Source organism: Paraburkholderia terricola (assembly GCF_900142195.1).
Lineage (GTDB): Bacteria > Pseudomonadota > Gammaproteobacteria > Burkholderiales > Burkholderiaceae > Paraburkholderia > Paraburkholderia terricola.
Window position 1 is genome coordinate 1 of the sequence record NZ_FRAB01000076.1, and the last position, 8,468, is coordinate 8,468.

At 61.4% G+C, this 8,468-nt stretch carries 5 protein-coding genes; 3 read left to right on the top strand and 2 right to left on the bottom strand.

The annotated features are described in order from the left end of the window. Positions 1-147: 147 nt before the first annotated feature. Positions 148-1,248 (bottom strand): IS5 family transposase, encoded by a 1,101-nt coding sequence (locus tag BUE39_RS32620; RefSeq protein ID WP_073432307.1) that lies wholly within the window; start codon positions 1,246-1,248, stop codon positions 148-150. Positions 1,249-1,487: 239 nt separating this feature from the next. After that, complete coding sequence (locus BUE39_RS32625) at positions 1,488-2,618, bottom strand: GNAT family N-acetyltransferase (protein WP_073432791.1); 1,131 nt, start codon at positions 2,616-2,618, stop codon at positions 1,488-1,490. 941 nt (positions 2,619-3,559) lie between these two features. Between BUE39_RS32625 and BUE39_RS32630 the strand changes: the two genes are divergently transcribed. The 3 genes from BUE39_RS32630 to BUE39_RS34665 form a co-directional block, all read left to right on the top strand. Continuing rightward, on the top strand, positions 3,560-5,761 hold the full coding sequence (locus BUE39_RS32630; RefSeq protein ID WP_073432793.1) for a type I secretion system permease/ATPase: 2,202 nt from the start codon (positions 3,560-3,562) through the stop codon (positions 5,759-5,761). Continuing rightward, positions 5,745-7,169, top strand: coding sequence for an HlyD family type I secretion periplasmic adaptor subunit (locus BUE39_RS32635; RefSeq protein WP_073432795.1), 1,425 nt, complete (start codon positions 5,745-5,747; stop codon positions 7,167-7,169). Before BUE39_RS32630 ends, BUE39_RS32635 begins: the two co-directional genes overlap by 17 nt. Before the next feature lie 91 nt (positions 7,170-7,260). After that, positions 7,261-8,468: Ig-like domain-containing protein (locus BUE39_RS34665; RefSeq protein ID WP_235005017.1), on the top strand; the 1,208-nt coding region annotated here is incomplete at its 3' end.

Genomic DNA, 8,468 nt, shown 5'->3' on the forward strand with positions numbered 1-8,468 from the left:
CAGGCCGTTGAAATATCCGTCGTTGATGCGCTCAGATGCATTACGACGGATGCTGGGTTTGCACTTTTGAAACGCGGAACACGATTGCGGGCATTCGGCGTTACTCGGGGGTTCACCATATCGGTGTTATCCATTGCTTCCAGCCCCTCAACCGGCAAGTGTGCGCATACGCGTCAGGTTGTAGCCGACCTGCGTCAGCACGAAGAGCTGGTCTACGCGTTCAAGTCCCCGATACATCGCTTGTCGAATTCGCCCGACTGTCTTGCCCCATCCGAACACCTGTTCAATGCGTTTACGTTTTTGCTGGCTGACCGCGTAGCCCGGCCAGCGCGTAGTTCGCTCGTCAATTGCTGAACCTCCTGGACGCCCATCGTTTTGCGCCACATGCGGCGTCACACGGTTCGCTCGACAACTGGCCACGAAACCGGCGGTGTCGTAGTTCTTGTCCGCGCCGACTGTGATGCCGAGCGGCGCAACACTTGCGGCATCGGCAAGCATCAGCTCGGCCGCGTCGCGCTCGGCGGTGCCCGTCGCCAGCGTCACCTGCGCGTTGACCACCAGGCCATGCCGGTTGTCTGTCAGCACGTGGCCCATATAACAGAGCATCGCTCCGGTTCCTTTGCTCTTGCGAAACAGGCGTGCCTGCTCGTCCGTCGTGGATTGGTGCGTCTCGTTACTGCGTTTCTGTCCGTGCCAGTTGTCATTCGGCGCTGGCGGTTCGTCAGGAGGCGTGTCGTCTTCGTCTGGACTTGCCTTCGGCACGAAGCTCTTATGCCCGGCCCATGCCTGAATCAACGTGCCGTCGACGCTAAAGTGCTCCCCAGAAAGATATCCGCGCTCGCGCGCGGTCTCGACTGTCTCGTTGAACAGCAACACCAGCACATCGTGTTCGAGCAACCGGTCGCGGTTCTTGCTGAACGTCGAGTGGTCCCACACGGTCCCGTCCATCGGCAGGCCGACGAACCAGCGGAACAGCATGTTGTAGGAAATCTGTTCCACCAGCATGCGCTCGCTACGAATCGAATACAGAACCTGCAGCAAAAGAGCTCGCACCAGCTTCTCCGGCGCGATGCTCGGCCGACCTCCTTTCGCGTCAGCCTCGTACATCCGCGCGAACACATCGTCCATGCGTTTAAGCGCGCCATTGAGCCAGATGCGAATCGGACGCAAGGGATGGTCCTTCGGCACAAAATCGTCCAGCTTCAACACCGTGAACATTGACTCGGTAAAACCATCTGGCCCACGCATCCGTTCCATCTCGCTCTCATTGATGACATCAGTTCAACGTTTACGCCTGCGTCCCGGATGACCGCTACATGAGGTATTTCACCGGCCTGCTAAGCGATCGGCGAAGCGGAACGAGTGATTTGCGGATTTGCGCTCGTCGTGCAGGAAGACATCGCTCAGTAACCGGGGCGTCGTGATCGGAAAATCGACAGGTGATGCGATGAGGGAACGTGTGCGCCGCAGCGAGATCCGAGACGTGTTCAATACGTTTTACGCAAGGCCTGCAGGGTTCCCTTCGCATGCGACATCACCTCATGCTGCAGGTGTAGGGCACGGACTCCCAGGCACCCCCACGGTGAACTGACAGTCCGTAGCGTCCAGACGCTCGCGAGGTTGCCGCGGGCCCAGCATTCCTTGAATTGCTCCGTGCCTGCACCGAAATCGAGGTCGAACTGTCGGTCGAACGCCCATTGCACAACGTATTCGAACGCCAGCAAACCGGGTGAGAGGTTCCGGTACGCCTGGTTGAAGCCTGAAATGATGGTGCTGGCGCAGCGGTTGTCGATGCTGAACACCAGCGCCGCGAGCGGCGCGCCGTCAAGCGCGACAACGAGCAGATGGGCTTCAGTTGTGAATGGCGACGATAGCCACTCGACGAGGAAGTTCCGGTAGTGAACGGACGCCACCCACTGTCCATGCTTGCCGACACGATCGCTCCAGTCACGCTTCCATTCAAGCATCAGGTCGATGGCAGACGCAACGGCGCCCTTGTCTGACGGGTCTACCAGCCACGCATCCAGCCGCCCTTTCTTCGCCAGACGGCGCGCGATGGAACCAGGCTTTTTGCTTTGCTGGAGCGCGGTCAGCGAATCGCAGAACGATGTCCAGTCGTGCCGTCTGCATTCCATGCTGAGCTTCGCGACGTATGAAATGTGGCGCTGCCGCATCACGAGCGACCGGTCATGCCCCGCGATGCGGTAAAGGTCCGCCGACTCATGGAGGTATGGCAGGTGCACGAAGTCGGCACCGCAGTGCCCAGTCGCGATACGCCAGGCGCCTTCAATCCACGGGAGAGTCCCGGCACGCGCTTCCATAAGTATGTCCGAGTAATCGGCGGCCTCCGGGGACAGCGGAACCAGGCTGGCCCATATGAGTCGGTGATGCAGGGCAAGCGGCCATACCATGGCAAGCCTGCCCTCGTCGCGCCGGATAATGCAGCGCAATGTTCTGCCCTTCGGCTTCGCTACCTGCTGCCACGCAGTCCAGCAGAACACGAACGACAGGTAGTACCGTCCCGCCGCGCGCTTCCACAACGCGTCCCAATCGGCTTGCAATCCGGCCAATGCACGTTCGTCGGTGATGATCTCGTACCGGGAATCCCGGTCCGTCATCGCTGCCTCGCCAGAGCCGCATGAATGACCCGTCATCAGGTCATCCCGGAAGATACACCCAAATGCTAGCGGCATGCGTGCGAGGGCGCACGATTGAAGGCGCGGTGAAAGGAAAGGCACGTCAAAATCGCTCCTTCGCGGCGCCAAGCACTGAGAAAGTATTGCTCGCGCGTGGCAGCGAACGGCCGATATTTTCGGGCGCAGACCAAAGACATGGTCGATGACCGGAAGCTCACGGCACAATCGGCGACCCACCCCGACATGCTTCCATTGGACAACTCGACCGCTTCTGATGCCTGCCATGCTGTGTCGCTCGCATATCGTCGCCACCGCGATAGCCAGGTCCTTCCGACCGCCAACAGAGCGTTTCAAAAATGCAACGTGCCCTTTAACAGGCGGGCTCCAGAAACACCCATCACGTTGCAGCGGGCGCGCGCCGCGACAGACGGACGTTGGTGCCCGTTAAGTGCTGGTTGCGCGGACACCCATCAGGCGGAGCCGGAGGTGCGCCACGCAAGACGGATGTCTCAAAACTGGCACGTCCTGGACGCCGACTCGACTGTCGCCGCACTCATTGCTTATTCGGCCAGTTACCCCGGTTTCCGCAGCGGGCAGTGGGAATCGTGGTGCCTCGCGCATAGCGGCTCTGTCGCTCCGCGTGCGGAAATCCGTCTTACTTCTGAGACCGGCATGCCCGTCTGCTTCATTTCCTCCCTATAGCCGCGGCTCGTCGTTGTGTCTCGCCGCCTAGCCACCGCACATGGCCCAGTACTTGCACCTGCCTTCGATACCAAGATAAGCAGTCACGCGGAACAACAAACACAAAACAAACATCGACGGGGTACATCATGTGCAAGAACGAGCGCTTCACAGCGGGGACTTCAGCGCCTATCGGGCTGCCGCGTCAATCAGACCGTCACCAGCATGCTGGCGTGCTGTAAATGCATTCCGCCGCAACAGAAGCCGCCGCGGAACCAGTGGGACAGCCTGCCACCCGGGGGTGGGACCTGCCACCGACGTCCGGTATCGACAACGATCCGTTGCTCGGTTGCCTTCTCATCCTGACTCGACTGTTCAACCAGCCGGTGGGGGCCGACACCCTTATCGCCGGCCTGCCGCTGATAGACCACCGGTTGACGCCCGCGCTCTTCATTCGGGCAGCGGCTCGCGTGGGCATGTCCGCCCGGCTTTCGAGGCGTTCGCTACAACGCATCTCCGACCTGGTCCTGCCTGCAGTCCTGCTGCTGAACGACAGGCAGGCATGCGTGCTGGTACGCAGGAACACCTGCGGAAGCATGCAGATCATCCTTCCCGAAACAGGCGCCGGAGAAGAAGAGGTCAGCCTGGAGGATCTGGAGCGACGTTATGCGGGCCATGCGCTATTCGCCCGCCGCGCTCACCGGTTCGACCAGCACAGCGCGGAGAGTACGGTGCCTCGCCCATGCCACTGGTTCTGGGGCGTTGTGGGGCAGTCGTGGCCGATCTACGCCGAAGTGATGGTTGCTTCGATGCTAGTCAATCTGTTTGCGTTAGCCATGCCGCTTTTCACCATGAACGTCTATGACCGGGTGGTGCCGAACCACACGCTTGAGACGTTGTGGGCGCTGGCGGCAGGCATCATGCTGGTGATCGTGTTCGATTTGCTGATGCGTACATTGCGCGGCTACTTCATCGACGTCGCGGGCAAGAAAATCGACGTGATCCTCTCCGCCAACATGTTCGAGAAAGTACTCGGCATCCAGATGACCGTGCGGCCGCCTTCCGTCGGCGGGTTCGCTTCCCACATACAAGAGTTCGAAGCCGTACGGGAGTTTCTCACTTCGGCCACCGCGGCTGCCCTGATCGATCTTCCGTTTTCGGTTGTATTCATCGTGGCGATGTTCTGGGTCGGCGGAGCACTCGGATGGTTGCCGTTGATGGCATTGCCTCTCGTGATCGGCGTAGGCGTTGCCGTGCAAGGGCCTCTTGCACGGGCCGTGCAGGCCAGTCAGCGCCACGCGTGCCAACGGCAAGCGCTTCTGATCGAAACCCTGGTGGGTCTCGAAGCGATCAAGGTCACTGGCGCGGAAGGACCGATGCAAGCCAAGTGGGAACAGTTGCTCGGCCAAATGGCGAGGCTCGGACTCCGGTCACGTTTTCTGTCGGGATGCGCGGTCAACTTCGCCGTGTTCTCCCAGCAGGCCGCCTATCTCGCCGTGGTTTTGTGCGGCGTCTACATGATCGCTGACGACAAGCTCACCACAGGCGGCTTGATCGCCTGCACTATTTTCACTGGCCGTGCGTTGTCACCCATGAGTCAGGTGGCGACGCTCCTGACCCGCTATCATCAATCCCGCAATGCGCTGGCATCGATCGATGGGTTGATGAAACTGCCCGGCGAGCGTCCGGCTGACAGGAGCTTCGTGCATCGTCCGACGTTGCGCGGCGACATCGAGTTCAGGAACGTCAGCTTTTCATATCCCAGCCAGAGTGGCGTGTCGCTCGATGCCGTGTCGTTCCGCATCGTCGCGGGTGAGCGCGTCGGCATCATCGGACGCGTCGGCTCGGGCAAGACCACGATCGAGAGGCTCATCCTGGGACTGTATCCGCCCAGTTCGGGAAATGTGCTCGTTGATGGCGTCGAGCTGCGTCAGTTCGACCCTGCGGCGCTGCGCCGGGGCATCGGACACGTGCCTCAGGATGTCATGCTGTTCAACGGCAGCGTGAGAGAGAACATCGTACTGGGTGCACCCAGTACGGACGACGCCGCCGTGCTGCGTGCCGCGCAAATTGCGGGCGTGAGCGACTTCGTCAACCGCTTGCCGAACGGCTTCGACCTGGCCGTGGGTGAACGCGGCGAAGCGTTGTCGGGCGGTCAACGACAGGCGATCGCGATTGCCCGCGCAGTGTTGCTCTCGCCACCGGTGCTGGTGCTCGATGAACCCAGCAGCGCGATGGACAACCGCTCCGAAGAGTTGTTCAAAGCGAGACTCGCGACCGAGCTCGAAGGCCGCACGCTGCTGCTCATCACGCATCGCGCCTCGCTGCTCACCCTGGTCAATCGCCTGATCGTCATGGATCAGGGCCGCGTCGTCGCCGATGGGCCCAAGGAACAGGTACTGGCTGCCCTTGCAGGGAGGAAGCTCCATGTCGCTACTGGCTAAGCCTGAAGGCGGGGATCCATCGCCGGCGTGCCGCCGCCTCGGGCTCAAGGAGCTGGCCGGCCGAATTGGCGCAGCCATCAAGCCACGCCCGGACGACACGGCGTTCATGCGGGAGAGTTGCGCAGCGGCCATGGAAGGGCCGCGTTATTTCACCCACTGGATTCTCTGGTCGACGCTGGCCTTCTTCGTCGCCGCGTTCATTTGGGCTGCGGTCACGAACGTGGACGAAGTGACCGTTGGAGAAGGAAAGGTGATTCCGTCCAGCCGGGTGCAAGTGGTGCAGAACCTGGAGGGTGGCATCGTCTCCGAAATCATGGTCCGCGTAGGTCAGGTTGTTCAAAAGGGCCAGCCGCTCATGCGCATCGACGATACGCGTTTTACCTCGTCGTACAAGGAGGGGCAGGCCAAGGATTCCGCCTTGATTGCCCGAATTGCGCGCCTCACCGCGGAGGCGAACAATACCTCCTTCGTTGCGCCTCGCCAGTTGGAGCAGACAAGCCCAAAGCTGCTGGAAGAAGAAAGATCACTGTACGACTCCCGCCAGCGCGAATTGCAGGCCAATCTGGCCGTGCTGAAGCAACAGACTGACCAACGTCGCCAGGAACTCGCGGAAAAGCGCTCACGTGAAGCGCAACTGCAACAAAGCTACGGCCTGGTCGCAAAGGAACTGGCGTTGACGAGCCCGCTTGTGCAGAAGGGAGCAGTGTCCGATGTCGAAGTCCTTCGGCTCGAACGTCAGGCCAACGACATGAAAGGCGACCTCGATGCGACGCGGCTCGCGATGCCGCGGCTGGACGCCGCCTATCGCGAGGCTCGCCAGAAGATCGATGAATTGACTGCACACTTCCGTGCCGATGCGATGAAGGACCTGAATCAGGCCCGGGCCGAGCAGACGGCTCTGAGCGCGGCCAATATCGCGCTGGAAGACCGTGTCACGCGCACGCTGGTGCGGGCTCCGCTGAGGGGCATGGTCAAGCAGATCAAGATCAATACCGTCGGCGGCGTGGTTCAGCCCGGCATGGATCTGCTCGAGATCGTCCCGCTCGGCGATACGCTGTTGATCGAAGCGCGTGTGCGCCCGTCGGATATCGCGTTTCTGCATCCAGGGCAGGATGCCACGGTCAAGCTCTCCGCCTATGACTTCTCCATTTATGGAGGCTTTCCTGCGACCGTGGAGGACATCAGCGCCGACACGCTGTTGCCCGAACGACCAGGCGAGAAAGCTGACAGTTATTACCGAATCCTGGTTCGCACCAGGCAGAACAGGCCCAGTGGACAAAGTGAGCCGGTCACGATCGTGCCGGGCATGATCGCTACGGTCGATATCCGGACCGGGCGCAGGACCGTGCTGCACTACCTGCTCAAGCCTGTGATCAAGACCAGGGAAACGGCGCTGCGCGAGCGCTGAGAAGACTGCGGGCGAAGCGTGGCACTGCGGCACCGCACGCGACGGGCATCTTACGCTGAGACGAATTAACGATAACGGGGACGGGAACATCATGACGACCATTAGCAATGGAATTACGGTTTCCATCAGCAACACGCCGCAAGCCAACAATGACCTATTCACGTCGGCTCAGACCGGACTCACCGACAATACGCTCGGTATCGTCTACCTTAACGTGATGGCCAACGATCTCGGCGGAGCGGCCAAGACGCTCTACTCTATCGACTCCGGTACCGAAGCCACGACGGCGCTCGAACAAACAGCCCTGCTGACCCAGGACAACGCCAGGGCGGAAGCCGTCAGCACGGACTACAGCGCACACGGTGCGCACCTTTGGATCACGTCCGACGGAAAGGTGGGATATGACGCGAGTCACCTGGATTCAGCCTGGCTCTCGAACAGTTTCAACACTGTCGGATATGCGCAAGACAGTTTTACCTATGCGATTCGGCTCGGCAACGGCACCCTGAGTTGGGCGACCGCCTATGTCGACATTGCGCCGCCTGCGCCCGTCGTCACACTGGCGCATGACACTGGCGTTTCGGCCGCGGACCACGTCACGTGCGATAGCGCGCTCGCGGTCAGCGGGCTCGCGCACGGAGCGACGGTGCAGTACAGCTGCGATAACGGGGCTCACTGGAGCAGCAGCTTCGGCGCGATGGAAGGCGCGAATAGCGTGCAGGTCCGGCAGATCGATGTCGCCGGGAACGTGTCGTCTGCGGCGACCTTGAATTTCACGCTCGATACGGTAGCCGGCGCGGCGCCGGGTGTGGTGCTGGCGCTCGACTCGGGCAGCAGTGCCAGCGATCACGTGACCAATGTCGGCACGCTTGCGGTGAGCGGTGTGGGGAGTGGCGCGACCGTCCAGTACAGCGTCGATAACGGGGCGCACTGGAGCAGCAGCTTCAGCGCCGTCGAAGGAACGAACACCGTGCAGGTCCGGCAGACCGATGTCGCCGGCAATGTGTCAGCCTCGACCAGCTTCAGCTTCACGCTCGACACGGCCGCGGCGGCGCCTGGCGTGACACTCGACACCGACTCCGGCAGCAGCGCCAGCGATCATGTGACCAGTGTCGGCGTGCTCACCCTCAGTGGCGTCGAAAGCGCCGCGACGGTCCAGTACAGCATCGACAACGGGGCGCACTGGAACAGCACCTTCAGCGCCGTCGAAGGGGCGAATAGCGTGCAGGTCCGGCAGACCGATGTGGCCGGCAATGTGTCGGCCACGACCGGCTTCAGCTTCACGCTCGACACGGCGGC